The organism is Streptomyces yerevanensis (assembly GCF_000716805.1).
In the GTDB taxonomy this organism is placed as follows: domain Bacteria; phylum Actinomycetota; class Actinomycetes; order Streptomycetales; family Streptomycetaceae; genus Streptomyces; species Streptomyces flaveus.
In genome coordinates, this window is record NZ_JNWJ01000065.1 from 1 (window position 1) to 23,531 (window position 23,531).

The following is a 23,531-nucleotide window of genomic DNA, read 5'->3' on the forward strand; positions in this document are numbered from 1 at the left end:
CAAGCCCTCGTACTGGACGTACTTGGGCTTGTGCCCGGTGCGGCGAGAGGGCGTGCCGGGCGTCGCGACGGGGCGAACGTTGCCTGCCGGGGCACTAGCTGGGGCCGCCACAGGACGTGGCCCTCAGTCGGCGGACTCCTGGTCTCCCCGTGGTGCGGCTCGCAAGCCGTCGAGCACGATCGCCAGGGAGCGCCGTGGATCCGCGGCTTTGTTGGCGGGGTGGCGCAGGGCGAGGAGTACGCCGCCCAGGACCGCCATGAGGTCGGCGGTGTCGATGTCGGCGCGGACCGTGCCGTCGTCCTGGGCGCGGGCGAGGATGTGGCCGATCTCGTGGCGGAGGTCGGCGGCTGTCGCGGAGACCGTTGTCCGGACCTCGACGCCGGCGCCGGCCAGGGCCTCGATGAGGTCGGCCTTCTCCGCGGCGTCGGCCACGATGCGGTTGAGGATTGTGAACAGGGCCGCTCCGGGGTCGTCGGCGCGGGACGACAGGGTTCGGGCCTCGTCGACAAGGCGCCGGAGGCGCTCGTGGACCACGGCCTCGAAGAGCGCCTCTTTGGTGGGGAAGTGACGGTAGAGGGTGCCCGGGCCCACTCCGGCCCGGCGCGCGAGCTCATCCAACGAGACGGACAGCCCCTCGGTGGCGAAAGCCTGCCTCGCCACCTCGAGGAGCCGGTCCCGGTTGCGGCGGGCGTCGGCGCGCAAGGGGCGGTTCTCCGCCGCCATGTAGGGCTCCTTCCTCAGTCGGTCCGTCCGCTCGAAGCGGGGCGATGTCTCCGGTTATGCTAGCGCCACCGTAACCGGGGCGCAGTCTCCGATTACGGTCCGCGGCACCCCGCTCCCTCACATTGGAGATCTGATGATCCTGGCCGACCAAGAAGTAAAGACGCGTACGGCTTTCCTCGCGCTGGACTTCGCGACCTACATCGTCGAGAACTTCAGCCACGACGCCGCCGTCGCGGAGCAGGCGTCGAACGCCATGGCGTTGGCCCGGGCCGCGGGGCTGCCCGTGTTCCATGTCCTCCACGAGGCGATGCGCGATCAGATCCACCCGCTTCTGGCGCCCGTCGGGGACGAACCCGTGCTGGGCAAGAGCACCCTCGGAGCGTTCGCCACCACCAACCTGCACGAGCTGCTGCGCGCATCCGGCGTCGGCCGGATCATCATCGCCGGTGTGGCGACGTCGGGGACGGTACTGTCCACCGCCCGGTGGGCGTACGACGTCGGCTACGAGGTCGCCGTCTGCGCCGACGCCTGCGCCGACCCCGACCCGCAGGTCCATTCCGCGCTGCTCGACGAGTCCGTCTTCCCGGAGAGCTGGATCGGGCTGTGGCGCATCGCCGGCGTGGTGAAACCGACCGAGATCACCGACCTTCGCCCGTGACCGAAGTGACCTCGCCATTACGCGGTCGCCGTGCAGACGACGAAGCGGCGCCCAGAACCCTCCGGGCGCCGCCGTCCTCGTACAGGCCGCTATTTCGCTACGTTCGGCGAACCCGAAGCCGCCGGTGCAGGCGTGAGCGGCGTAGCCGCCTGGGCCTGCGGGGACGACGTGTTCGCGTACGCCGACGGAGGGGCCATGCCTGCCGTCGGGTCGCCGGCGGAGACCTCGGTGTCCGGCTGGAGTGGGAGGCCGCCCACGATCTGGATGCCGGCCGCGTCGAAGGCCTTCTTGATGCGCCAGCGCAGCTCGCGCTCCACGGACAGGGCCTTTCCGGGCATCGTCTTCGCCGAGACGCGGACGACCATGGAGTCCAGGAGCACGCTGTCGAGGCCGAGGACCTCGATCGGGCCCCAGAGGCGCTCGTTCCAGGGCTCTTCCTTGCTCATCGTCTCGCCGACCTCGAGGATCTTGGCCTTGACGACGTCGAGGTCCTCGTCGGGGCGGACCGTGACGTCGACGCCGGCCGTGGCCCAGCCCTGGGAGAGGTTGCCGATGCGCTTGACCTCGCCGTTGCGGACGTACCAGATCTCGCCGTTGTCGCCGCGGAGCTTCGTCACGCGCAGGCCCACCTCGATGACCTCGCCGGAGGCGACGCCCGCGTCGACCGTGTCGCCGACGCCGTACTGGTCCTCCAAGATCATGAAGACGCCGGAGAGGAAGTCGGTGACGAGGTTGCGCGCGCCGAAACCGATCGCGACGCCCGCCACACCCGCCGACGCCAGCAGTGGGGCCAGGTTGATCTCGAACGTGCCGAGGATCATCAGTCCGGCCGTGCCCAGGATCAGGAAGGACGCGACCGAGCGCAGTACCGAACCGATGGCCTGGGAACGCTGACGGCGGCGCTCGACGTTGACGAGGAGACCGCCAAGGGCGGTGCCGTCGACAGCCTGGGCGGTGCGGTTCATGCGGTCTATCAGCTTGGTGATGGCCCGCCGGATCATCACTCTCAGGACGCCCGCGATCACGATGATCAGCAGGACTCTGAGCCCGATGCTGAGCCACGTCGACCAGTTCTGCTCCACCCAGCTCGCGGCCTCGGTCGCGCTTTCCTGGGCGTCCTGGAGCGATGGCGCCGATGGTTCGTCCGAGGGCTCGGCGATCGACAGGACGGACAAGAACACTGCAGGTACCTCCAGGCGTAGCGGCCCGCCCGCGGCATGGGGGTCACAAGAGGGTCACCGGACGGACAGACTCAACACACTAACGGGGCACCATGTGTGGATCGCCGCAAAGTTCGCGGGAGAGACTGTGCTCACCTGGGGATGAACACGGGGAAGTGAAGACGGTGTGGTCGAAAACACTCCCAGCCCGTTACCGGGACATGGTGGCGCTTCCACCAGGCATGAGGGGAGACTGACTACAGATCGTCCCGGCGCGAGCCACGCGCCGCCGGCGTACAAGGAGGCATCCGTGCCGCATGTCCTGGTCCTCAACGCGTCGTACGAGCCACTCGGCGTCGTACCGCTCCGCCGCGCGCTCGTCCTCGTCCTCGAGAACAAGGCTGTCTGCCTCGAGGAATCCGGCGCCTTCATGCACAGCGCGACCGTTACTGTCCCCGCACCCAGCGTGGTCCGGCTGAAGAGGTTCGTACGGGTCCCTTACCGGGGGCCCGTTCCGCTGACCCGTCGGGCACTGTTCGCCCGCGACGGCGGCCGGTGCATGTACTGCGGTGGCGTCGCAACCAGCGTCGACCACGTCGTCCCGCGCTCCCGCGGGGGTCAGCACGTCTGGGACAACGTGGTGGCGTCCTGCCGCCGCTGCAACCACGTCAAAGCCGACCGCCATCTCTTCGAGATCGGCTGGCGGCTGCGCCACAAACCCGCCCCGCCCTCGGGACTGGCCTGGCGCATCATCGGAACCGGGCATAGGGACCCGCGCTGGCTGCCGTACTTGCAGCCGTACGGCGCGGAGGACGCGATGGCCCGGATCGACGGCATTTCTGCCTGACGAATCCGGGCCTTCGTATTGCGTAAGCGCTCCGCCGGGCCGCGCGGGTGCGCCCACCGGGAGGGTGGGTTCGGTTCATGGGCGACCGCAGGTCCGTCGTGGCTGGTCGCGCCCGCGCGGCGGAGCCGCATATGTCACAGCCCCGCGCCCCTTCGGGGCGCGTCACGCGGCGTCACGGCTCTCCGGGAAGTCCCCTCGTGCCTCCCGGAGAGCCGAGCCATGCCGAGCCGTATGGTCACGCCGCGCTACGTGTAGCGCAGCTCGCCCGGCCGGACCGAGCGCCGCAGCAGCGGGAGTGAGGTCGCCGCGGCGAGCAGGCAGGCCGTGTAGACGGCCACGGGTACGAGCAGCGGCAGCAGTATCGGGATGGCCCTGGCGTCGACGATCACTCCGTATGCGATGTACACCGCCGTACCGCCGATGCCCGCGAGCAGCATCGCGGGGGCCAGCGGCAGCGCGGTCTCGAGCAGCAGCGCCCGACCGAGCACCTTCTGCGGTACGCCGACAGCGGCCTGCGCGGCGAGCCCCCGGCGCCGGGTGGCGAGCGACTCGGCGGTGCCCACGGCGAGACCGCTCAGGCTGATCACCAGCGCGACCAGGACGGCGGCGCCCGCGAGGTTGACGCCGGTGGTGTAGAAGGCCACGTACTCGGGGTCGTAGGGCAGGCCTTCCTGCGGATGGTGCACGGCGTCAAGGAACATCTGCTGTATGCCCATGAAGCCCATACCCACCACCGTCACCAGGAGCACGGCCGCGTGGGTGCGGGCGCCGGCCCAGGGGTCGTCGCGCAGCCGTTCCGCCGCGATCAGCACCGCCGGGTCCTCGGTACGGGCCGCGAGGCGCCGGCCCACCAGGCGGGCCGAGGCACCGGAGAGCCACACCGCGCCCACGCCGGTCACCAGCACTAGGGCGAACACCAGCAGCGGGGCCGTGGCGATCTGGATCGGCCTGCCTCTGCCCATGTCCAGGTACGGACTGACGAAGACGGGAAGCGTCAGGACCATGATCAGCAGCGCCCCCACCAGGAACGAGCGCCCCGGGCGCCGTGTCGGCCTCACCCTGCGTACCCAGCCGAGCGGCGAGGACACCACGCGGCGCAGCGACAGGGCGCTCACCAGCGCACCCAGCGCTGGCACGGCGAACGTCACCAGGGTGATTCCCGCCCAGGCCAGGGCGGTGGGCTCAGTCCACACGCGCAGCATCATCAGCACGCAGAAGACCGTCCCGACCGCCGATCCGACCAGGCAGGTCAGGCCCGCCTCCAGCGCCGTGATCCGCCGCACCTGACGTGATGTGGCCCCGGCGAGCCGCAGGGCCGCCAGCCGCCGGTCGCGGTGCACGGCCCCGATGCGGGCGCACTGCCCGAGGAACCCGAGTACTGGCACGAGCAGGAGCACCAGCGCGATGATCACACCGGAACGGTTGCTGGGGTTGCCCAGCAGCCCGCCGCCGAACGACACCGAATACTGCCCCTGGAGCGAGCCGAGCACGACGGCCCCGAGCGCGAACCCCGTCGCGAGCAGCGCCCCCACCGCCGTCAGCGTGACCCGCCACCACTCCTGTCGGTCCGACCCCCGTGTCAGCAGCCACGCAAGCCGCAGGTCGGCCCTCATCGGGACACCTCCACCACGGCGTGGCCGTCGGCGCCGGCCTCGGAGACGACAGTCCCGTCCCGCAACTCCACCTCACGGTCCGCGTACGCCGCCACCTGCGCGTCGTGCGTGATGAGCAGCACGGCCGTGCCGGACTCCCGGACGGTGTGCACCAGCGCCGTCATCACCTGCTCGCTCGCCAGGGAATCGAGAGCACCGGTCGGCTCGTCGGCGAAGACGACCTTCGGGCCGGTCACCAACGCCCGTGCCATCGACACCCGTTGGGCCTGACCGCCGCTCATCTCGCCCGGTCGCAGCTCCTCCTGGCCGCGTACGCCGAACCGCTCCAGCCATTCGCCCGCCCGCTTGTGCGCCTCGGTCCGCCGTACTCCCGCGAGCATCAGCGGCAGCGCCACGTTGTCGATCGCGGTCAGCTCCGGGATGAGCTGCCCGAACTGGAACACCACCCCGAACTCCGTACGCCGCAGCTCGCTGAGCTGTTTCTCCGGCAGTTGGTCCAGGCGCCGCCCGTCGTAGACCACCGAGCCCTCGTCGGGGCGGACGATCCCGGCCAGGCAGTGCAGGAGCGTGGACTTTCCGCTGCCGCTGGTGCCGGTGACGGCGAGGATCTCGCCGGCGCGCAGTTCGATCGTGGCGCCGCGCAGCGCCTGCGTTCTGCCGTGTGCCTTGGTGAGGGCACGGGCCGCCAGGAGCGGCACTTCGTTACTCATGCTGCGTCGACCTCCGCGGTCAGTGTGGTGAGCCGGGCGGCGGTGGTGTTCATCCAGCGCAGGTCGGCGTCGAGATGGGACAGGGCGTAGTCGGCCGAGAGGACCGTCGCGAGATCGGTGCCCGTGGCGGTCTTGACCGCCGTGAGCTGCCGCATCCGCTCCATGTGTGCGGCGCGCTGGGCGCGCAGGTAGTCGGCCGGGTCCGTCGAGGCGAGGATCGCGCAGACGACCTTGGCGAAGATCTCGTTCGTCACGAAGGGGGCGGGCGGGGTGATCTCGCCCGCCCACTTGGCCAGTTCACGGGCTCCCTCGTCGGTCGACCGGTACCGCGTCCGCTCCGGGCCGCCGGCGGAGTCGGTGCCGTCGACCTCGGCGAGGCCGTCGCGGACCAGGCGTTGCAGGGTCGTGTAGACCTGCCCGTAGGCCAGCGGGCGGGCCTGCGGGAAACGTTCGTCGTGCCGTCGCTTGAGGTCGTAGCCATGGCTCGGCCCACCGGCGAGCAGCCCCAGCAGGATGTGGCGGGTGCTCATGGGGGCCAGTATGTACCCGGTATATGTACTGAGTGAATAGCAGGCAGGAAATCCGCCCAAGACTCGGCCCGACAAAAAGATCCTCGGTAGTAACCCCGGATCCGGGAGAGAATGTGAACACCAACACGTTGCCCACTCGTTTACGTCTGTGTCCGCGCCCGCTGGGTATGGGGCCCCTGACCCCGCACTTTCGACATCTCCAAGGAGGCCCTCGTGGCCGCACCGGCACCGCTTCTGCTCTCGGCCCTGTCCAAACGCCCCGGAGACCGCCTGGAGGACCCCTCCAAACGCCTGGCGGGCCTGCCCGCCGACCCCGACCTGCACCTTTGCGCCTTCAGCGCCGAGGGCCCCTGCGCCGAGGCTCCACTGACCAGTGAGCCGCCGCTGCCCGACGCCGAACCCCTCACCAGCGAACCGCCCCTCGCCGACGCCGCCCCCCTGACGAGCGAGCCCACCTCCACGGGCGCCGCCGCCGGCCTGGACTTCCCGGGGGTCTGATGCCGCTGTCCCGGCTCGCCGCGTTGCACGGCGTCGCCACCTCCTACAGCCCGTCCCCGGACCGTACGGTCGAGGCCTCGGACTCGGCGGTGATCGCCGTCCTCGGCGCGCTGGGCGTGGACGCCCGGACTCCGGACGCCGTCCAGAGGTCGCTCGCGGCCCGCGAGACGGAGCTGCGGGAGCGGCTGCTGCCGCCGACGGTGGTGTGCTGGGGCGGAGCCCCGGCCGTGATCGGCGACCGGGAACCCGCGGCGGACGACCCCGCGCCCACCGCCCGGGCCGGGCGCCCGGGCGGTCCGCTGCCGGCCGCGCTCACCGCACTGCCCGCGGGTACCCGCCTGCGGATCCGCACCGAGCAGGGCGAGACCCGTGCCTCGGCCGAGCAACTCCCATACGGCATCCACGAGTTGGAGGCCACCGCCCCCGACGGCCGCACCGCCCGCGCCCACCTCGTGGTCGCCCCGTCCCGGCTGCCGGCGCCTCCGGGACGTACGTACGGACTGCTCGTCCAGCTCTACTCCCTCCTCTCCCGTCGCTCCTGGGGCATGGGCGACCTCGGAGACCTCGCCGAACTGACGGCCTGGGCAGGGCGGGTGCTCGGCGCCGGATTCGTGCAGGTCAACCCGCTGCACGTGGCCGTGCCGGGTGAGCCCACCGACCCCTCCCCGTACCGCCCCTCCTCGCGCCGCTTCCCCGACCCGGTGCATCTGCGCGTCGAGGACATCCCGGAATTCGCGTACGTCGAGGACCGCGACCGGGTTCGTACGCTGCTGGAGCGGGCCGACCGGCTGCGTGAATCCGTGCTCCACAAAGGCGCGTTGATCGACCGCGACGCCGTATGGGCACTCAAGCGCGAAGCCCTGGAGCTCGTACGCGACGTGCCGCTCGGGCCCGGACGGCGCGCCGCCTACTGCGACTTCCTCGCCGAGGAGGGCGAGGCCCTCGAGGACCACGCCACCTGGTGCGCGCTCGCGGAGAGACACGGCTCCGACTGGCACAACTGGCCGGCCGGCCTGCGTGATCCCCGCTCGCCCGAAACCGCCCGCGCCCGGACCGAGTTGATCGACCGCATCGACTTCCACAGCCGTCTCGTCTGGCTCACCGACAGCCAGCTCGCCACCGCCCAGCGCAGCGCGCGCGACGCGGGCATGCCCGTCGGACTCGTGCACGACCTCGCGGTCGGCGTGCATCCCGGCGGCGCCGACGCCTGGGCGCAACAGGAGTACTTCGCGGCGGGCATGTCCGTCGGCGCGCCCCCCGACGCCTTCAACGCCCGTGGCCAGGACTGGGGCCTGCCCCCCTGGCGCCCCGACCGGCTCGCCGACTCCGGCTACGCCCCCTACCGCCACCTGCTGCGCGCCCTGTTCCGGTACGCCGGCGCCCTGCGCATCGACCACGTCATGGGCCTGTTCCGGCTCTGGTGGGTTCCGCAGGGCGAGGCGCCGACGGAAGGGACGTACGTCCGTTACGACGCTGAAGCCATGCTCGCGATTCTCGTACTGGAGGCCTCGCGCGCCGGAGCGCTGGTGATCGGCGAGGACCTCGGCACCGTCGAACCGGGCGTCCGCGACACGCTGCACGAGCGAGGCGTGCTCGGCACGTCCGTGCTGTGGTTCGAGCGCGACTGGGAGGGCGACGGTCTGCCCCTGCCGCCCGAACGCTGGCGCGCCGACTGCCTCGCCACCGCCACCACCCACGACCTGCCGTCCACCGCGGCCCGCCTCACCGGCGACCACGTCGAACTCCGCGACAGCCTGGGCCTGTTGACCCGCCCCCTGGAGGAGGAACGCGCCGAAGCCGCCGCGGACGCGGGGGAGTGGCTGACCCTGCTGGCCCGCCTGGGCCTCCTCGACGGCCTGGGCGGCGGAGCCGCCGTCTCGGAAGAAGCCGAGATCCAGGCCGTCCACCGCTTCCTGCTCCGCACCCCGGCCCGCATGATCGGCATCTGGCTCCCGGACACGGTCGGCGACCGCCGCCCCCAGAACGTCCCCGGCACCTGGGACCAGTACCCGAACTGGCGCCTCCCGATCGCCGACGCGGAGGGCCGCCCGGTGACGCTGGAGGAACTGGCTGCTTCGCCTCGGCTGCATGCCTTGCTGGATGTGGTGCGAGGGCGGGCGCCGGGTGGCGCGTGAAGGCTGGCGTGTGCGGAGGGTGCTGCGTGACGCCGGGGTTCGAGCCGCGCCCTTAAGGGGCGCGGGGAACTGCGCGACCAACCACCCACGAACCCGCAGCCGCGACACGACTGTCACCCACCACCCCCTGGCGGGGGCCTGGGGGCGCAGCCCCCTCACGCGGCGGAGCCGCACATTGATACAGCCGGGAAGGGGCGGGCCTGGGGAAAGAAACCCCCCGACGGGCACCCCGCGCAAGCGCCCGCCCGAACCGTTCGTTACCGTGGCCCCGTGGACAAGAAGAACGCCCTGCGAGCCGGCGCCGTGGCAGCCGGTACGACGCTGATGATGCTGCTCATGTCGTCCCCCGCCCTCGCGCTGGCCCGCGACGACGGCGACGACCCCGGCCCGGGCCTGAGCGTCGTCGAGACGCTGGGCCTCTTTGTCGTGGCGCCGATCGCGCTCTTCGCGGTCATCGCCGGGCTGACCATGGTCCTGGACAAGTCGACGGACCGGCAGCCGAAGCCGAAGCCCGGGGGCAAGGCGCAGGGCAGGATGCAGGGCGAGGATCAGGTGCAGGCTTCCTGACCTCGGTCCTCTTCGATGGCTAAGGCCGTGGGCTGACCGTGCCCGCGAGCAACTGACGCAACAGGTCGGCCAGTTGGCCGGCCTGTTCTTCGTCGAGCGCCGACAGCGCCTCCGTCTGGAGGGCGAGCCCGGCCTCGACCGCTTCGTCGACCATCGCCAGGCCCTTGTTCGTGAGCGTGACGTGGAGGGCCCGGCGGTCGTGGGGGTCGGGGGACCGGCGCAGCAGGCCGGCCCGTTCCAGCTTGTCGAGCCGCCCCGTCATGCCACCGGTGGTCAGCATCAGCGTGTCCGAGAGCCGGCGGGGCGAGAGGGTGTACGGGGCGCCGGACCGCCGGAGCGTGGCGAGTACGTCGAACTCGCCACGCGAGATCCCGAACCGGGCGTACGCCTTGTCCATCCGGTCGCCCATCGTCCGCGAGAGCTGGTAGACGCGGCCGAACACCTCCATCGCGGCCGTGTCCAGATCGGGCCGTACGACGGCCCACTGGTCGATGATCGCGTCGACGGCGTCCCGGGGGGTCTTGGGCGTGCTGCTCATGGGGCGAGTATCCGTGCCGGGTCGGTCGCTCGCAAGAAAGTAGCTTGACGGAAAGTAGCTTAGAGCTAAGCTACTTACGGCCAAGCTGCTTCAGCCTGCCCTGCCACTCGCGCTGCCCGCCGCCCCCTGGAGCCGGTCATGAACCGCCCCACCACGCTCGCCGCTCCCCTCACCATCGCCCTCACCGCCCTGGCCCCCATCTCCTGGGGCACCACCTACGCCGTCACCACGGAGTTCCTGCCGGCCGACCGCCCCCTGTTCACCGGCCTGGTGCGGGCCCTGCCCGCCGGGCTCGTGCTGCTCGCCGTCGCCCGCAAGCTGCCGAGCGGCGTGTGGTGGTGGAAGGCGGCGGTCCTGGGCGCGCTGAACATCGGTGCCTTCTTCCCGCTGCTCTTCCTCTCCGCGTACCGCCTGCCCGGCGGACTGGCGGCGGTCGTCGGCTCCGTCGGCCCGCTGTTCGTCGCGGGCCTCGCGGCGGTCCTGCTCGGCGAGCGCCCGACTGTCCGTACGCTCCTCACCGGCATCGCGGCGGCCCTCGGCGTCAGCCTCGTCGTGCTCAAGGCGACGGGTGCGCTGGACGTCATAGGGGTCGTGGCGGCGCTCGCCGCGACCGCGTCGATGTCCGCCGGGACGGTGCTCACCAAGAGGTGGGGGCGGCCGGAGGGCGTGGGCCCGTTGGCGCTCACCGGCTGGCAGTTGACCGCGGGCGGCCTGCTGATCGCGCCGGTGGCGCTGCTCGTCGAGGGGGCGCCGCCCGCGCTCGACGGCCGGGCGATCGGCGGCTACCTCTATCTCGCGCTGGCCAACACGGCGGTGGCGTACTGGCTCTGGTTCCGCGGCATAGGCCGCCTCGCCGCCACCCAGGTCACCTTCCTCGGCCCGCTCTCACCGCTGACCGCGGCCGTCGTCGGCTGGGCCGCGCTCGGTCAGTCGCTCGGTCCCGTACAACTGGCGGGCATGGCACTGGCGTTCGCGGCAACGGTGGCGGGTCAGCTCGGGCCGCGTACGAAGATCCGCGAGCGAGTGGGAGTGCCCCCGAGTGGCTCGGTGCTTGCGTCGCACCAGCCCCAACGACCCCTCCGCTCCCCCGCACCGCGCCCTTGACTCCCTGACCCGGCACCTTGAGCCTTGACGAGGCGGTGACCTCGGACCTCCCCCACTCTCGACTTCGTTCGAGCGGGGGGATCCTCAGTGGCCGTCATGAACGCTCGATATCCGTGCGGAAGTGAGGAGTTGGGGGCGTGATCCTCACTGTCGACGAGCTGACGCGGGCGGCGCGGGCGATGGTGGTGGCCCGTCCCGGGGTGGTGCGGATGCGGAGCGTCGGGGAGTCGCGGGCCGGGCGGCCGCTCTGGGTGCTGTCCGTCGGGCGTGGCGAGCGGCAGGTGCTCGCGGTGGCCGGGGCGCATGCCAATGAGCCCGTGGGCGGGGTGTCCGCGCTGGCCCTTGCCGAGGAGTTCGTACGCGCCCCCCGTGTCCTCGAAGAGTGGGACTGCACCTGGCACTTCCTGCTCTGCCTGGATCCGGACGGTGCCGCCCTCGTCGAGCGCCGGTTCGCCGAGCGGCCCACGCTGGAGGAGTACTACCGGGGTTTCTACCGGCCCGCCTTCGCCGGGCAGCCGGAGTTTCCGCCCGTCGAGGCCGATCCGCGTCCGGCCCTGCCGGAGTCCCGTGCGCTCACCCGGCTCCTCGACGAGCTGTGTCCCGTCGTGCAGTTCTCGCTGCACGGGGTCGAAGCAGGCGGATCGTTCCTGCAACTCACCCGTCCCGTGCCCGGCGCACCGGACGCCTTCCGTGCCGTAGTGGCGGAGCTCGAAATACCCCTGGAATACCGGCCGTTCGACGGTATGGGCTGGTTCGTCGACAGCCCCGGCGTGCTCGTACGACCCGACGGCAGCCCGGCCGACGAACGCGACCCGTCCGGCTACACCTCCCGTTCCACCTGGACGTACCCGTTGCGGCACGGCACCGTGTCGGCCGTCGTCGAGGCGCCCCTGTGGAGCGTGGCGGCCGTGAGCGACCCGAGCCGCGTCGCCGACCCCGGACGGGAGATCGACCGTGCCTCGGAACTCCTGCTCAGCCGTTCCAAGCAACTGGAGGAAGTACTCGGCCCGTTGGCCGACCGGCCGCCCCGGGACCCCGCCCGTCTGCCGTTCTACACGGCCGCCCGCGAGCTCATGGACATCAGCCCCGGCGTGGTCGACACCTGGACCACGCATGACGCCCGTGGCCTCGGCGACGCCGGACTCGCCACCACCGTCGGCAATTCCGTCTCCCTCGGCATCGCGGCCCGCCGCATCCCGCTGCGCGCGGCGGCGATGATGCGGGGTGCCTTCGGCGAGGCGGCGACGGGTACGGCCGCCATCGAGGCCCTCGACGCCCTGGTGAGCGACTGGAGCCGCGAGCTGGACGCCACGTTCGACGCCCGCTGGGTGCCGGTCCACCGTCAGACCGCGCTGCACACCCGCACCATGCTCCGGCTGGCAGGGCAGCTCCTGGAGACGTGAAGGGGGCGCCCGGTACGGCACCGAGCGCCCCCAACCGCGTACGGACTACTGGCTACTACTCCTGCGCGGAAGCCGCGTCCGCCGCCTGCGCCTTCAGCGCACGCTCCACGCCCGAGCGGGACTCCGAGACCAGCCGGCGCAGCGCCGCGTTGGGCTCGGCGGAGGCGAGCCAGGCGTCCGTCTTGTCCAGGGTGTCCTGGGAGACCTGGATGGACGGGTAGAGGCCGACCGCGATCTGCTGGGCCATCTCGTGGGAGCGGGACTCCCAGACGTCCTTGACCGCCGCGAAGAACTTCTCCGTGTACGGGGCGAGCAGTTCGCGCTGGTCGGTCTGCACGAAGCCGCCGATCACCGCTTCCTGCACGGCGTTCGGCAGCTTGTCGGACTCGACGACCGAGGCCCAGGCCTCCGCCTTCGCCGCCTCGGTCGGACGGGAGGCCCGCGCGGTCGTCGCGTGGCGCTCACCGGCGGCCGTCTTGTCCCGCTCGTACTCGGCGGTGATCTCCGCCTCGTCGAACCGGCCCGCCGCCGCGAGCCGCTGCACGAACGTCCAGCGCAGCTCGGTGTCCACGGCCAGCCCCTCGATGGTCTCGCTGCCGCTGAGCAGCCCCTCCAGGAGATCCAGCTGCTCGGGCGTACGGGCCGTCGCCGCGAAGGCGCGCGCCCAGGCCAGCTGGTGGTCGCTGCCGGGCTCGGCCGCACGCAGGTGCTCCAGCGCGGCCACGGTCCAGCGGGTCAGGCCGCTCTCGCGCCAGGCAGGGTCCGCGTACAGGTCGAGGGCCAGCTTCACCTGGCGGTGCAGCGACTGCACCACGCCGATGTCGGACTCCTTGCCGATGCCGGACAGCACCAGCGAGAGGTAGTCGCGGGTGGCGAGCTCCGCGTCGCGCGTCATGTCCCAGGCCGAGGCCCAGCACAGGGCGCGGGGGAGGGACGCCTCGAAGTCGCCCAGGTGCTCCGTGACGAAGGCCAGCGACTGCTCGTCGAGGCGGACCTTCGCGTACGAGAGGTCGTCGTCGTTGAGCAGTACGACGGCCGGGCGGCGCTTGCCCACCAGCTGCGGGACGGCGGTCAGTTCACCGTCGACGTCCAGCTCGACACGCTCATCACGCAGCAACTTGCCGCTGTCGTCGTCGAGGTCGTAGAGGCCGATCGCGATGCGGTGCGGGCGCAGCGTCGGCTCACCCTTCGCGCCCGCGGGCAGGGCCGGGGCCTCCTGGCGGATGGCGAAGGAGGTGATGACGCCGTTCGCGTCGGTCTCGATCTCGGGACGGAGGATGTTGATACCGGCGGTCTGGAGCCACTTCTCGGACCAGTTCCCCAGGTCACGCCCGCTGGTCTCCTCCAGCGCGCCGAGAAGGTCGGACAGCCGCGTGTTCCCGTACGCGTGCGCCTTGAAGTACGCCTGCACGCCCCGGAAGAACTCGTCCATCCCGACGTACGCGACGAGCTGCTTCAGTACGCTCGCGCCCTTCGCGTACGTGATGCCGTCGAAGTTGACGAGGACGTCGTCCAGGTCGCGGATCTCGGCCATGATCGGGTGCGTGGACGGGAGCTGGTCCTGGCGGTACGCCCACGTCTTCATCTGGTTCGCAAAGGTGGTCCACGAGTGCGGCCACCGGCTGTCGGGGTGGTACGCCTGGCAGGCGGCCTCGGCGTAGGTGGCGAACGACTCGTTCAGCCACAGGTCGTTCCACCACTCCATGGTCACGAGGTCGCCGAACCACATGTGCGCCAGCTCGTGCAGGATCGTCGAGGCGCGCATCTCGTACGCCGCGTCCGTCACCTTCGACCGGAAGACGTACTGGTCGCGGAGGGTGACCGCGCCCGCGTTCTCCATCGCGCCCGCGTTGAACTCCGGCACGAAGAGCTGGTCGTACTTCTTGAACGGGTACGCGTAGTCGAACTTCTCCTGGAACCACTCGAAGCCCTGCCGCGTGACCTCGAAGATCGCGTCCGAGTCCAGGTACTCGGCGAGGGAGGGCCGGCAGTAGATGCCGAGCGGGACGGTCTGCCCGTCCTTCTCGTACACGCTGTGGACGCTGTGGTACGGGCCGACGATCAGCGCGGTGATGTACGAGGAGATCCTCGGCGTCGGCTCGAAGATCCAGATGTCGTCCTTGGGCTCGGGCGTCGGCGAGTTGGAGATGACGGTCCAGCCCGTGGGCGCCTTCACGGTGAACTGGAAGGTGGCCTTCAGGTCGGGCTGCTCGAAGGACGCGAACACGCGGCGGGCGTCCGGGACCTCGAACTGCGTGTAGAGGTAGGCCTGTTGGTCGACGGGGTCGACGAACCGGTGCAGTCCCTCACCGGTGTTGGTGTACGCGCAGTCGGCGACGACCCGCAGGACGTTGCGGCCATCGAGGATGCCCGGGAGGGCGATACGCGAGTCCTTGAAGACCTCGTCCGCATCGAGGTGGTCACCGTTGAGGGTGACCTCGTGGACGGTCGGGGCCACCAGATCGATGAAGGACTGCGCGCCGTTCTCGACCGAGTCGAAGCGCACGGTGGTCACGGACCGGAAGGTGCCTCCCTCCTGCGCGCCGGAGAGGTCGAGATCGATCTCGTACGAGTCAACGGTGAGCAGCTTCGCCCGCTGCTGCGCCTCTTCACGGGTCAGGTTTGTGCCAGGCACGCGGTCATCTCCTCGGTGCGGTCCTCGTATGTAACGGTTCAGCCATCCTTCCACGGGAGCTGTGTGTAAGGCGATGTCCGTTTCCCGCCGGTGCCCTGGCCGGGCGGAGGTCAGCCTGGACTGCATGACCAGCTATCACGCACGTCCCATCGAACCGGCCGCCCTGAAGGAGCTGCGCGCCACGGACGACGCGGGCCGTCCGATGGCCCCCTTCGTGGACGACGAGGGCGGAGCCCCACTCCGCTGCTGCCTGCGCCGCAGCGAGCCGGGGGAACGGATCGCCCTCCTCTCGTACGCCCCGCTGCGCCGCTGGGCGGCGGAAACGGGCGCCGACCCGGGGGCGTACGACGAACGAGGTCCGGTCTTCGTCCACGCCGACGATTGCGGCGGCCCCGACTCGACCGGCCACCCCTTCACCGGCGCTCACCGCGTCCTGCGGCGCTACTCGGCGGAGGGCCGCATTCTCGGCGGGCGGCTCGTGGACTCGTCGGAGAGCTTCGACGAGGCCTTCGCGGAAGCGTTCACGGACCCGGAGGTGGCGCTCGTCCATGTGCGGGCCGTGGAGTACGGGTGCTTCCTCTACGAGGTGCGCCGAGACTGATGGGGTAGGCGGGTTTCGCCATCCTTCCACGCCACCTCGCGTTCACTCGATAGTGCGGTAATGCAGTTGCTGTGGATCACTGGGACACCGCCGCCTCTACGCTCCGGTCCGGAAGGAGGGGGCATGCGAAGCGAAACCTGGCACGAACTGCTGCGCTTCCTGGAGACGCTGCCCGAACTCGACCAGCTCAGGATCGAGCTCATCGATGGGAAGATCGTCATGCGGGCATCCGCGGCGCCCTTCCACAATCGCATCGTGTCCCACCTGGCCGCGCAGCTCGGACAGAGGGACTGGGACGCCTTGCCTGGGCAGACCCTGATCTCCGGCTCACCTGGCTTCGAGCCGAAGGCCGACCTGACCGTCACGACCTTCGAGAAGATCGCGGACAACCGGAACCCGCTGCCCGCCGACCGCGTCGACCTGGTCGTCGAGGTGGTCTCGACGGACAAGGACAGCGACTACATCAAGAAGCGCATGTGGTACGCGATGAGCGAGATCCCGCTCTACCTGCTCGTCGACCCGAACGACGGCAGCATGGAGCTGTGCTCCGATCCGGATCCGCACAAGCTCCGCTACCGCACATCGGACCCGTTCGCCTTCGGTGACCCCATCGAGCTTCCGGATCCGTTCGGCTTCAGCCTGGACACCACGCAGTTCAAGCTCTATCCGCCGAAGCCTCGCCGATGAGTGGTTCGGGAAAGCCGGACGCCGGCGGAGCAGACAAGGGGCGATCCTGGCGCGAGGTACGTGCCGAGGCGTTCGAGCGCTATCCGGAGCTGGATTCCGCCCAGGCCCGGCTTGACCGGGCCAGGATGCGGGCCGAGAACGTGGCTCGCATTCGTGGACACGAGCTGAGTCAGCGCGAGGAATGAGGAGCGGGGCGGTCACCGTACGGTGGCCGCCCCGCTCCTCGTACGGGCAGGCGTCAGCCCTTGAGTTCCGCCGCCACCAGCTCCGCGATCTGCACCGCGTTCAGCGCAGCGCCCTTGCGGAGGTTGTCGCTCGAGACGAACAGGGCGAGGCCGTTTTCCACCGTCTCGTCCGTGCGGATGCGGCCTACGAAGGACGGGTCCTGGCCGGCGGCCTGGAGGGGGGTCGGGATATCGGACAGGGCGACACCCGGGGCGCCTGCCAACAGCTCCGTCGCGCGCTCCACGCTCAGCGGACGCGCGAAGCGGGCGTTCACCTGGAGGGAGTGGCCGGAGAAGACCGGGACTCGTACGCAGGTGCCGGAGACCTTCAGCGCCGGGATCTCCAGGATCTTGCGGGACTCGTTGCGGAGCTTCTGCTCCTCGTCCGTCTCGTTCAGGCCGTCGTCGACGATCGAGCCCGCCAGGGGGAGGACGTTGAAGGCGATGGGGCGCTTGTAGACCTGCGGCTCGGGGAAGTCGACCGCCGAACCGTCGTGCGTCAGCTTGTCCGCGTCCGCGATCACCTTTTGCGCCTGGCCGTGCAGCTCGGCCACGCCCGCGAGGCCGGAACCCGACACCGCCTGGTACGTGGCGACGACCAGCGCCTCAAGGCCCGCCGCCTCATGCAACGGCTTCAGTACCGGCATCGCGGCCATCGTCGTGCAGTTCGGGTTCGCGATGATCCCCTTGGGGCGGTTCACGATGGCGTGCGGGTTCACCTCGGACACCACCAGGGGTACGTCCGGGTCCTTGCGCCAGGCGGAGGAGTTGTCGATCACGACCGGGCCCTGCGAGGCGACCTTCTCGGCCAGCGCCCGCGAGGTCGCGCCGCCCGCCGAGAAGAGCACGATGTCCAGGCCGGAGTAGTCCGCCGTGGAAGCGTCTTCCACCGTCACACCGTCGAGTACCGACCCGGCCGAGCGGGCCGAGGCGAACAGACGCAGCTCCGAGACGGGGAAGTCCCGCTCCACGAGGATCCTGCGCATGACCGTGCCGACCTGACCGGTGGCTCCGACGATTCCTACCTTCACGGCGACTCCCTCTGCCTGTGCATAGCTGTGCTGTGCGTCGATGGGCGGCGTTCCATCATGCGTCCCACCCCGGCCCGCCTGTCCAATCCTTTGTGCTCCTGCCCGAGGAGTGGGACGGTGTGCGCCCGCACGACGTGACGTACGTCTCGGCCGAACGTTTTGGCCCGCACCGGCGTCGTAGAGGCAGGGCGAGGGGAGGGGTGGCTGTGCTGCGCAGAAAAAGCCGCCGCGGCCAGGGGAGCGATGGCCTGGGGAGCGACGCTCCGGCGGACGATCCGCTGGACGCGGCCCAGGAACGCCGGGTGCGAGCGGTGCTCGCGCTCGGCGGCGTACCGCAGGCGGACCTGCCGGACGGGGTGCAGCAGGTCCGCCTGCGGCTCCTGGAGCGGGCCGCGCGCGGGGCGGAGGCTCCGCGCGACGTGTCCGCGTGGGCGGCGGTCGTGGCGTCGAACCTGGCGATGGACTGGCACCGGGCCAGGCGCCGCCAGGAACGGATCGGGGAACGTCTCGCCGCCCTGCGGCAGTTGGACCATGTGGACGCCTCGGGCGACGACACGAAGGTGCTCTCGCTCGCCGTGGCCCAGGGCCTGGACGAGCTGCCCGACGCCCAGCGGCAGATCCTCGTCCTGCGCTTCTACGCCGATCTGCCGGTCCGCGGGATCGCCGAGGAGCTCGGCATCCCGGAGGGCACGGTCAAGAGCAGGCTGCACACGGCGGTCCGCGCGCTGCGCGCCCGCCTGCACGAGGACGAGGTGGTGTGACGTGGCCGAGTACGAGGGCGAAGGCGATGCGCGAACCGACGCGCTGCTGGCCGCGATCACCGATGAACCGCTGCCCCAAGAGGCCCTGGACGATCCGGAGTTCATGGCGGAGCACCGGTCGGCGAAGGCGGACGTGGCGGCGCTGCGCGAGCAGCTGCTGTTCATGGGGGACGCGCTGGCCGCGGAGAGCGAGCGGTCCCAGGCGGAACCCGCGCCGGCCAGGACGGCGAAGCCGCCCAGACGCGCCGCGCGATCATGGCAGCCCCGGCGCTACGCCGGCCTCGCCCTGGGCGCCCTCGTGGTCGCCATGGGCACCACGCTGCTCGGCGGGCTCGTATGGCTCGGCGTCCAAAATGGTGGCGGGGGTGACGCCGGCGCGAGCTCCGCCGATTCCGGCGCCGGCCGGGCCGAAACCGGCAGCGGCGACGACACGGCCGCGGACGGCAAGGACATGTACTCACCCGAGATGCACATCGCGTGCTCGAAGGTCCTCGTCGAGGGGACCGTACAGAGCATCACACCCACTGCCGACGGGAACGTACGCGTCGCACTGAAGGTGAAGCGCTACTACCGGCCCGAGCAGTCGGTGACGGACCACCCGACGATCACCGTCACGCTGCTCGCCAGTGCGAGGCAGGACCTGAAGGTCGGTACGTACACCCTGGTCAGGGTGCCGGTGTACCCGCAGGACCGGCAGGACTGGGAGACCGGCTGGGGTGTCGGCGACGCCCGCAAGGGCATTCTGGACGCGCTGCCCGGGGCACAGGGGCTGAAGTGCCCGGCCCCACAGCAGAACGGCGGCTGACGGCAACAAAAGGGGCGGGCGCCCGGTTACCCACCGGACGCCCGCCCACAGTCGTACAGAACCCGAGAACTACGGCGTGACCTTCTCGATCAGCACGCTGCCCGTGCCCGCGGCCGTACCGCGCGCGTTCACGAGCTGTACCTGGCCGAAGAACTCGCGACCCTCGGGCGCCGCGGCAGCCGCGACGATCGAGCCGGAGAACGTAGCCGAGTCGCCCGTACCGAGCGACACCTGCGTGTCGTCGGTCTCGATCGTGCCGAGCGCGGCCGAGAAGAACACGTCACGGTAGTCGTACTCCGTGGTGCCGCCCGGGACCGCGTAGCCCTGGACCTCCACGGTGTACGTACCGGCGGCGGGCTTGGCGATCGTCACCGACTCCTCCGAGTCGGCGTCGGCCGCGCTGCCCACCTGGTTGCCGGCCGCGTCGAACACGTACAGGTCGAGGTCGGCGTTCGCGACCGACGGGTTGCCGATGGTCACGTTCAGCGACTCGGCGCCCGCGGGCACCTCCACCGTGCTGGTCTGCGCGGCGCCCTCGGCGATGGTCGGCCGCTCGTTCTTGGCGGAGCCGAGCGGGCCGCCCGCGAGCTTGCCCTCGACCGGCTCCAGCGTGTTCGTCACCTTCCAGGAGGCGTCGGTCGGGGTGCCGACCTTGGCCTCGGGGATGGTCACGAGCTCCGGGTCGAAGGTCGCGCCCAGGACGGCGACGTCCAGCTTGTACGGGTTGTCGAGCAGCGGCGACGTACGGCGCGACTCGACCTCGATCTCCCAGACGCCCGGCTGCGGGTCGGTGTACGAGCGCAGGTCGGGGCGGCAGGGCTTGCTGTCCGGGCTGGTGAAGTTGTTGTAGCAGTCCAGCGAGGCCGACGGGTCGAGCTGAACACCGTACGGGTGGATGGAGTGGAACCGGGTCTGGCTCTTGTCCTTCAGCCCGCTCATCCGGACCTCGAGGGTCTTGGCGCCCTCGGGGACGGTCACGAAGTACGAGTCGTTGCTGTTGCGCTGCACCGAGCCCGACGCGGAGAAGGAGTACTTCAGCGGGGCCGAGACCACGACCGTCGACATGACCTGGTGGTCGATGCCCTCGGTGCGCGGGTCGTCGACCTCGAGGATCGCGCTCTTGATGCCGGCCGAGGACGGCTTCGCGGAGACCTTCACGGTGACCGGCTTGTTCAGCGGCAGCGACACCTCGTCGGAGCTCTCGATGCGGAACGTCTTGCCGCTGTTGTTCTCCAGGTGCAGCTCGTGCCGCAGCGCGCTGTCCGGGCCGGACGTACGGGTGATCGTGATGTCGTACGTCTTCTTCTGGCCGGCCTTGAGCCCGCCCTCACGGTCGTAGAGGCCCGTGCCGAAGCCCGGGGTCTTGAGCGCCTCGTCGATGGCGGTGTCGACCGGGGCCTTGACCGTGTACTCGTGCGCCGTGGCGCCCTTCTGGATGGACTTCCACGCGTCGACGATGTTCATCCGGCCCACGCCCTCGGTGTACGCCTGGACACCGCTGATGTGGTCGGCGGTCGACGTCAGCGCGGTGCGCAGCTTCGCGGGCGTCAGGTCGACGCCCTTCTCCTTCGCGGCGGACAGCAGCAGTGCCGAGGCGCCCGTGGCCTGCGGGGAGGACATCGAGGTGCCGTTGAGCATCTGGTAGCCGGGCGGCAGCGTGTAGCCCGCCTCGGGGGCTATGACGCCGGGCAGCCAGGTCTGCGCGGTGTTGACCGAGGCGCCGGGCGCGACCAGGGTCGGGGTGAAGCCGCCGTCCTCACGCGGGCCGCGCGAGGAGAAGGGGAACATGGCGTACTTCTTCTCCACGGCCGAGCCGTAGTTGGACGCCCAGGTCTCCTTGGAGATGGCCGCACCGACCGAGATGACCTTGTCGGCGAGGCCGGGGTCGCCGATGGTGTTGGCGCCGGGGCCGGAGTTGCCCGCGGAGATCACCAGCTGGACGCCGTACTCGTCGATGAGACGCGTGTAGAGCTCGGCGCGCGCGTTGTTGCCGTCGTTCAGGGCGGGCAGGCCGCCGATCGACATGTTGACGATGTCGACGCCGCGCTTCGTCACGAGGTCGATCATGCCCTCGGCGAGCGCGACGTTGGTGCAGCCGGGCCCGAACTCGCAGGCACGGGACGAGACGAGCTTCGCACCCGGGGCGGCGCCGTTCATCTTGCCGCCGAACAGGCCCTTCGCCGCGGTGATACCGGCGACGTGCGTACCGTGCTCGCTCGATATGAGGCCGATGTTGACGAAGTCGGCCTTCTTGCCGACCCAGTCACCGCCCAGCGGGTCGGTCGGCACGTCCTTGCGGATCTCGACGACGAACGGCTGCCGCTCGGCGACGGCGGTCGACGGGTCGTCGGTGCCGAAGTAACCGATCTGATAGCCGTCCTTGTACGGCTTCATCGCGGTGTCGTCGGTGAAGTCGTTGTTGCCGTTCACATCGACGGTGACCGTGCCGGCCGCGTCGTACAGGACGCCCCAGGTGTCGGTCTTGTCTCCGTCGCGGTTCACGTCACCGGCGGCGTCACCGCCCGCCGTGACGGACTCCCGGAACAGGTTGATCTTGTACGCGCCCGAAGGCGCCGCCCACGTCTGCCCGTTGAAGGTGAAGGTGGGCCCGGACACGGAGGTCGACATCAGACGCCAGCTGCCGTCGCCGTCGACGATCGGGTCGGTCGAGGTCACCCAGTCGACGATCTTCCGCTCACCGGTGGTCGTCTTCTGCAGCGCTGGGTGGGCGAGGTCCACACCGGAGTCGAGGATGCCGATGGTGATGCCGCGGCCGTCCGCCTTCGGGTTCTTCTTCACGAAGTCGACGGCGCCCGTCTCGAAGGACGGGTTGTACGGGTTCTCGGCCGGGGTGTTCTTGTCCGGGGCCGGGTAACTCTTCGCCTGGGCCTCGGCCTTGGCGCCCTTGGCCCCGTCGGCGCCCGGAGTCGGGTCCTCACGGATGATCTCGTGGCGCAGGTCGATGCCGTGCACGGAGGAGAGCTTGGCGGCGGCGTCGACGGCGGCCTCGGCCCTGGCGGTGGGCACGGTGGCGCGGACGTAGCCGAGCTTGTCGTAGGTGCGGCCCACGGAGCCGCCCTTGACCGCGTCCAGCTGGTCGGCGACCTTCTCGGTCTCACCGGGCGCGGTGGCGATCATCATCGTGACGTTCTTCGCACCGTCGGCCTGGGCCTCGGCAAGCAGGTCGGCATCGGCCGAACCGAGCTTGTCGTCGGCGGACTTGAGAGCCGGGTCGGTTGCCGCACGGGCAGCCGGGTCGTCCGCGGAGAAGGCCATGGGTATCGGCCCCGTCGCGGAGAGTGCGGCCACCAGGCCTGCGGCCACGGCAATTCTGGCCACGTGTCTCGCGCCTCTGATCGGAGTGCGCTGAGGCTCGGGAGTGGGGGTCATCAGCATCCCTGTTAGGTAAGGACGAGCATGAGTCCGGTATGTGAACCCGGATGACCGCTCAGCTTTACGTAAGAGATGCATGTTTGGGGAGAGTCGACAGGTACGCGAGAGTAAGTTGGCGCAATCCCGCCATGCGCCATGGAGTTGATAGGGCGTCATAAGCGGACGTGTCCGGGATGCGGTGAGGGTGCCCCGTTCTCGAGCGCAGTCGAGAGTGGGGGAGCGACCAGTCGCAGACGACCCGCAGCCGTCGTACTGCTCAGCTCTCCTTCACTCGCGCGTAATGGCGGGACGCCTTCGCCCGGTTACCGCAAACCGCCATCGAACACCAGCGTCGCGTCCCGTTCCGCGAGGTGTCGAAGAAGTGCAGGATGCACGCCTCGTGCGCGCAGGCACGGATGCGATCGGGGGCCGTGCTCAGCAACTCCAGGTAGTCGCGCGCCGCGAGCCATGCAGGGCCCCAGGACTCGTCACCGAACTCCACGCGCTCGCCCGGCCCTTCGGTGGTGAGCGTCGCCCGGATCCGGCCGTGCGAGAGGACTGCGTCGACCGGCCCGGCGCCGTCCGCGTCCAGCGGGCCGTCGACGACCGCCCGCAGGGCGTCCCGGGCCCCCAGTGCATGGCGCAGCGTCGCCTCATCGGCGGCGAAGCGGTCGAGCCCGTTCGCGGCCAGCCACACGCTCAGCCCGTCGGTGTCCACGAGCAGGTCCTGCGCGACGCCTTCGTACATCCAGCGCGTGTTGAGCAGGTCGAGGGAGAGCGGCTCACCGGTGAGCGGACGCGGATCGCGAGCGGCGGACATCTGAGGGCTCCCTTCCCTGCTAACCGGTAAAGAGTACTTGACCGGTTGCGCCCTACGTATCTAACCGCTAATGTCCATTACACAGGTTAGTCCGCAAGGGGCGGGCAGC

General features: G+C 70.5%; 22 protein-coding genes. 12 read left to right on the forward strand and 10 right to left on the reverse strand.

From position 1 onward, the window contains the following. Positions 1 to 123 precede the first annotated feature (123 nt). Positions 124 to 723 (reverse strand): TetR/AcrR family transcriptional regulator, encoded by a 600-nt coding sequence (locus OP79_RS40585; RefSeq protein WP_033327976.1) that lies wholly within the window; start codon positions 721 to 723, stop codon positions 124 to 126. 133 nt (positions 724 to 856) lie between these two features. Between OP79_RS40585 and OP79_RS40590 the strand changes: the two genes are divergently transcribed. Next, positions 857 to 1,381, forward strand: coding sequence for a cysteine hydrolase family protein (locus OP79_RS40590; protein WP_033327978.1), 525 nt, complete (start codon positions 857 to 859; stop codon positions 1,379 to 1,381). A gap of 89 nt (positions 1,382 to 1,470) precedes the next feature. Here OP79_RS40590 and OP79_RS40595 read toward each other — a convergent pair whose 3' ends face one another. After that, on the reverse strand, positions 1,471 to 2,562 hold the full coding sequence (locus tag OP79_RS40595) for a mechanosensitive ion channel family protein (protein ID WP_033327980.1): 1,092 nt from the start codon (positions 2,560 to 2,562) through the stop codon (positions 1,471 to 1,473). 289 nt (positions 2,563 to 2,851) lie between these two features. On the opposite strand from OP79_RS40595, the gene OP79_RS40600 reads away from it, so the two are divergent. Next, complete coding sequence (locus tag OP79_RS40600) at positions 2,852 to 3,388, forward strand: HNH endonuclease (protein WP_033327982.1); 537 nt, start codon at positions 2,852 to 2,854, stop codon at positions 3,386 to 3,388. 245 nt (positions 3,389 to 3,633) lie between these two features. On the opposite strand, the gene OP79_RS40605 is transcribed toward OP79_RS40600, so the two are convergent. The 3 genes from OP79_RS40605 to OP79_RS40615 are packed head-to-tail and all read right to left on the reverse strand — an operon-like array spanning position 3,634 to position 6,241. Then, a complete protein-coding gene (locus OP79_RS40605; RefSeq protein ID WP_033327984.1) occupies positions 3,634 to 5,001 on the reverse strand; it encodes an FtsX-like permease family protein in 1,368 nt (455 codons plus the stop codon). Then, entirely contained in the window at positions 4,998 to 5,711 is a 714-nt protein-coding gene (locus tag OP79_RS40610; RefSeq protein ID WP_033327986.1) for an ABC transporter ATP-binding protein, read from the reverse strand. The genes OP79_RS40605 and OP79_RS40610 overlap by 4 nt, the downstream gene beginning before the upstream one ends. After that, the gene (locus tag OP79_RS40615; protein ID WP_033327988.1) at positions 5,708 to 6,241 is read right to left on the reverse strand and encodes a PadR family transcriptional regulator; all 534 of its coding nucleotides are present in this window, start codon (positions 6,239 to 6,241) and stop codon (positions 5,708 to 5,710) included. Before OP79_RS40615 ends, OP79_RS40610 begins: the two co-directional genes overlap by 4 nt. A gap of 213 nt (positions 6,242 to 6,454) precedes the next feature. Between OP79_RS40615 and OP79_RS40620 the strand changes: the two genes are divergently transcribed. The 3 genes from OP79_RS40620 (at position 6,455) to OP79_RS40630 (ending at position 9,441) form a co-directional block, all read left to right on the forward strand. Then, positions 6,455 to 6,739, forward strand: a complete 285-nt coding sequence (locus tag OP79_RS40620; protein WP_033327990.1) for a hypothetical protein — start codon at positions 6,455 to 6,457, stop codon at positions 6,737 to 6,739. Further along, a complete protein-coding gene (gene malQ / locus OP79_RS40625) occupies positions 6,739 to 8,874 on the forward strand; it encodes a 4-alpha-glucanotransferase (protein ID WP_033327991.1) in 2,136 nt (711 codons plus the stop codon). The genes OP79_RS40620 and malQ overlap by 1 nt, the downstream gene beginning before the upstream one ends. Before the next feature lie 270 nt (positions 8,875 to 9,144). Continuing rightward, on the forward strand, positions 9,145 to 9,441 hold the full coding sequence (locus OP79_RS40630) for a hypothetical protein (protein WP_033327992.1): 297 nt from the start codon (positions 9,145 to 9,147) through the stop codon (positions 9,439 to 9,441). 19 nt (positions 9,442 to 9,460) lie between these two features. Here the strand turns inward: OP79_RS40630 and OP79_RS40635 are convergent, their stop codons facing one another. Then, positions 9,461 to 9,979, reverse strand: a complete 519-nt coding sequence (locus tag OP79_RS40635) for a MarR family winged helix-turn-helix transcriptional regulator (protein ID WP_033327993.1) — start codon at positions 9,977 to 9,979, stop codon at positions 9,461 to 9,463. A 138-nt stretch (positions 9,980 to 10,117) separates the two neighbouring features. On the opposite strand from OP79_RS40635, the gene OP79_RS40640 reads away from it, so the two are divergent. Then, a complete protein-coding gene (locus OP79_RS40640) occupies positions 10,118 to 11,083 on the forward strand; it encodes an EamA family transporter (RefSeq protein WP_051745397.1) in 966 nt (321 codons plus the stop codon). A 137-nt stretch (positions 11,084 to 11,220) separates the two neighbouring features. After that, positions 11,221 to 12,486 carry a M14 family zinc carboxypeptidase gene (locus OP79_RS40645; RefSeq protein ID WP_033327994.1) on the forward strand — a complete coding sequence of 422 codons (1,266 nt, stop codon included), beginning with the start codon at positions 11,221 to 11,223 and terminating at the stop codon, positions 12,484 to 12,486. A gap of 55 nt (positions 12,487 to 12,541) precedes the next feature. Here the strand turns inward: OP79_RS40645 and pepN are convergent, their stop codons facing one another. Continuing rightward, on the reverse strand, positions 12,542 to 15,121 hold the full coding sequence (pepN, locus tag OP79_RS40650; protein ID WP_033327995.1) for an aminopeptidase N: 2,580 nt from the start codon (positions 15,119 to 15,121) through the stop codon (positions 12,542 to 12,544). Between the two features lie 124 nt (positions 15,122 to 15,245). Between pepN and OP79_RS40655 the strand changes: the two genes are divergently transcribed. From OP79_RS40655 to OP79_RS52720, 3 genes are all read left to right on the forward strand, one after another. Next, positions 15,246 to 15,722 carry a DUF1203 domain-containing protein gene (locus OP79_RS40655; RefSeq protein ID WP_033327996.1) on the forward strand — a complete coding sequence of 159 codons (477 nt, stop codon included), beginning with the start codon at positions 15,246 to 15,248 and terminating at the stop codon, positions 15,720 to 15,722. A 123-nt stretch (positions 15,723 to 15,845) separates the two neighbouring features. Then, a complete protein-coding gene (locus OP79_RS50760; RefSeq protein WP_051745399.1) occupies positions 15,846 to 16,409 on the forward strand; it encodes a Uma2 family endonuclease in 564 nt (187 codons plus the stop codon). Continuing rightward, positions 16,406 to 16,594, forward strand: a complete 189-nt coding sequence (locus OP79_RS52720; RefSeq protein WP_106972606.1) for a hypothetical protein — start codon at positions 16,406 to 16,408, stop codon at positions 16,592 to 16,594. The genes OP79_RS50760 and OP79_RS52720 overlap by 4 nt, the downstream gene beginning before the upstream one ends. A gap of 53 nt (positions 16,595 to 16,647) precedes the next feature. Here OP79_RS52720 and OP79_RS40665 read toward each other — a convergent pair whose 3' ends face one another. Continuing rightward, a complete protein-coding gene (locus tag OP79_RS40665; RefSeq protein ID WP_033327997.1) occupies positions 16,648 to 17,664 on the reverse strand; it encodes an aspartate-semialdehyde dehydrogenase in 1,017 nt (338 codons plus the stop codon). 200 nt (positions 17,665 to 17,864) lie between these two features. On the opposite strand from OP79_RS40665, the gene OP79_RS40670 reads away from it, so the two are divergent. Both OP79_RS40670 and OP79_RS40675 read left to right on the forward strand, forming a co-directional pair. Next, entirely contained in the window at positions 17,865 to 18,425 is a 561-nt protein-coding gene (locus OP79_RS40670) for a sigma-70 family RNA polymerase sigma factor (RefSeq protein ID WP_425428674.1), read from the forward strand. 1 nt (position 18,426) lies between these two features. Next, positions 18,427 to 19,230: a hypothetical protein gene (locus tag OP79_RS40675; RefSeq protein WP_051745401.1), complete on the forward strand. Its 804-nt coding sequence runs from the start codon at positions 18,427 to 18,429 to the stop codon at positions 19,228 to 19,230. Between the two features lie 69 nt (positions 19,231 to 19,299). On the opposite strand, the gene OP79_RS40680 is transcribed toward OP79_RS40675, so the two are convergent. Further along, positions 19,300 to 22,626: a S8 family serine peptidase gene (locus OP79_RS40680; RefSeq protein WP_033327999.1), complete on the reverse strand. Its 3,327-nt coding sequence runs from the start codon at positions 22,624 to 22,626 to the stop codon at positions 19,300 to 19,302. Positions 22,627 to 22,879: 253 nt separating this feature from the next. After that, positions 22,880 to 23,422 (reverse strand): CGNR zinc finger domain-containing protein, encoded by a 543-nt coding sequence (locus OP79_RS40685; protein ID WP_033328000.1) that lies wholly within the window; start codon positions 23,420 to 23,422, stop codon positions 22,880 to 22,882. Positions 23,423 to 23,531: the final 109 nt, after the last annotated feature.

Excerpts from the sequence above, each read along its gene's own strand:
- OP79_RS40585 (WP_033327976.1), bottom strand. The coding sequence starts at position 723 with ATGGCGGCGGAGAACCGCCCCTTGCGCGCCGACGCCCGCCGCAACCGG.
- OP79_RS40590 (WP_033327978.1), top strand. The coding sequence starts at position 857 with ATGATCCTGGCCGACCAAGAAGTAAAGACGCGTACGGCTTTCCTCGCG.
- OP79_RS40605 (WP_033327984.1), bottom strand. The coding sequence starts at position 5,001 with ATGAGGGCCGACCTGCGGCTTGCGTGGCTGCTGACACGGGGGTCGGAC.
- OP79_RS40610 (WP_033327986.1), bottom strand. The coding sequence starts at position 5,711 with ATGAGTAACGAAGTGCCGCTCCTGGCGGCCCGTGCCCTCACCAAGGCA.
- OP79_RS40615 (WP_033327988.1), bottom strand. The coding sequence starts at position 6,241 with ATGAGCACCCGCCACATCCTGCTGGGGCTGCTCGCCGGTGGGCCGAGC.
- malQ (WP_033327991.1), top strand. The coding sequence starts at position 6,739 with ATGCCGCTGTCCCGGCTCGCCGCGTTGCACGGCGTCGCCACCTCCTAC.
- OP79_RS40635 (WP_033327993.1), bottom strand. The coding sequence starts at position 9,979 with ATGAGCAGCACGCCCAAGACCCCCCGGGACGCCGTCGACGCGATCATC.
- OP79_RS40640 (WP_051745397.1), top strand. The coding sequence starts at position 10,118 with ATGAACCGCCCCACCACGCTCGCCGCTCCCCTCACCATCGCCCTCACC.
- OP79_RS40655 (WP_033327996.1), top strand. The coding sequence starts at position 15,246 with ATGACCAGCTATCACGCACGTCCCATCGAACCGGCCGCCCTGAAGGAG.
- OP79_RS50760 (WP_051745399.1), top strand. The coding sequence starts at position 15,846 with ATGCGAAGCGAAACCTGGCACGAACTGCTGCGCTTCCTGGAGACGCTG.
- OP79_RS52720 (WP_106972606.1), top strand. The coding sequence starts at position 16,406 with ATGAGTGGTTCGGGAAAGCCGGACGCCGGCGGAGCAGACAAGGGGCGA.
- OP79_RS40680 (WP_033327999.1), bottom strand. The coding sequence starts at position 22,626 with ATGCTGATGACCCCCACTCCCGAGCCTCAGCGCACTCCGATCAGAGGC.
- OP79_RS40685 (WP_033328000.1), bottom strand. The coding sequence starts at position 23,422 with ATGTCCGCCGCTCGCGATCCGCGTCCGCTCACCGGTGAGCCGCTCTCC.